This window comes from Clostridium cavendishii DSM 21758 (assembly GCF_900141845.1).
In the GTDB taxonomy this organism is placed as follows: domain Bacteria; phylum Bacillota; class Clostridia; order Clostridiales; family Clostridiaceae; genus Clostridium_AG; species Clostridium_AG cavendishii.
Genome location: NZ_FQZB01000055.1, coordinates 1 through 1,190, shown reverse-complemented (window position 1 = coordinate 1,190; position 1,190 = coordinate 1). Strand labels below are relative to the sequence as shown.

Below are 1,190 nucleotides of genomic sequence, written 5' to 3'. Positions count from 1 at the left end.
GATGCTTGTTGAAGACCTCTAATTTGGCCTCTCATTTTTTCTGATATTGCAAGACCTGCTGCGTCATCTCCAGCTTTGTTTATTCTTAAACCTGAACTTAATTTTTCAATTGATTTTCCTGCCGCAACGTTATTTGCTTCCATTTGTCTTGATGCATTCATTGCATTCATATTGTGATTGATTATCATAATAAATTCCTCCTTGAATTTTAATTTTTTTGGCATCCTTGCCTTTTTTTGATATGATTTTTTTATTTTAATTAGAGCTTCAATGATTTTCATTTTAAAAAACCTCATTGAAGCTTTTAATTAATCAACATTTTCAATTCTTAACTGTCAAATCCTCAAATGTCATTTATTATTAATCTAATCCTATCTTAATAAAGATAGAACACCTTGTGGTTGTTGGTTAGCTTGTGATAACATTGATTGAGCTGCTTGAGAAAGGATGTTGTTCTTTGAGAAGTTCATCATTTCTTTAGCCATATCAACATCTCTAATTCTGCTTTCTGCAGCTTGTAAGTTTTCTGCTGAGTTATCAGTTGCAGATATTGTATGCTCTAGTCTGTTTTGTACTGATCCTAAGTCTGATCTAAAAGATGATACTGTTTGGATAGCTTTATCTAAAGCTGTTATTGACGCTTTAGCATTAGTTTGAGTACTTACTGTATTTGCATTTATTGCTAATGCTGTTACTTTCATATCTTTTAAGCTTATATCTATGCCTTGCCCACTATTTGCACCTATTTGGAATGATATTGTTTTATTTGAATTTAATAATGTTTGTTTATTAAATTGAGTTTGAGCTCCTATTCTTGTTATTTCTGATTTTAATTGTTGAAACTCTTTGTCTATTTGAGCTCTGTCTTCTGTTATATTTGTTCCGTTTGATGATTGAACTGCTAATTCTCTCATTCTTTGTAATATTGCATGAGTTTCATTTACTGAACCTTCTGCTGTTTGAATCATTGATATACCATCTTGAGCATTTCTTGATGCTTGTTGTAAACCTCTAATTTGCCCTCTCATTTTTTCTGATATTGCAAGTCCTGCTGCATCATCTCCAGCTTTGTTTATTCTTAAACCTGAACTTAATTTTTCAATTGACTTTCCTGCTGCTACGTTATTTGCTTCCATTTGTCTTGATGCATTCATTGCATTCATATTGTGATTAATTATCATAATAAATTC

2 protein-coding genes are annotated in these 1,190 nt (G+C 31.3%); both read right to left on the bottom strand.

All coding sequences use genetic code 11. The features are described from left to right. Positions 1 to 188, bottom strand: a 188-nt coding sequence (locus BUB01_RS22635) for a flagellin N-terminal helical domain-containing protein (RefSeq protein WP_479723194.1), incomplete at its 3' end; no start/stop codon positions are given. A 183-nt stretch (positions 189 to 371) separates the two neighbouring features. Continuing rightward, complete coding sequence (locus tag BUB01_RS22630) at positions 372 to 1,181, bottom strand: flagellin N-terminal helical domain-containing protein (protein WP_072993988.1); 810 nt, start codon at positions 1,179 to 1,181, stop codon at positions 372 to 374. Positions 1,182 to 1,190: the final 9 nt, after the last annotated feature.

Excerpts from the sequence above, each read along its gene's own strand:
- BUB01_RS22630 (WP_072993988.1), bottom strand. The coding sequence starts at position 1,181 with ATGATAATTAATCACAATATGAATGCAATGAATGCATCAAGACAAATG.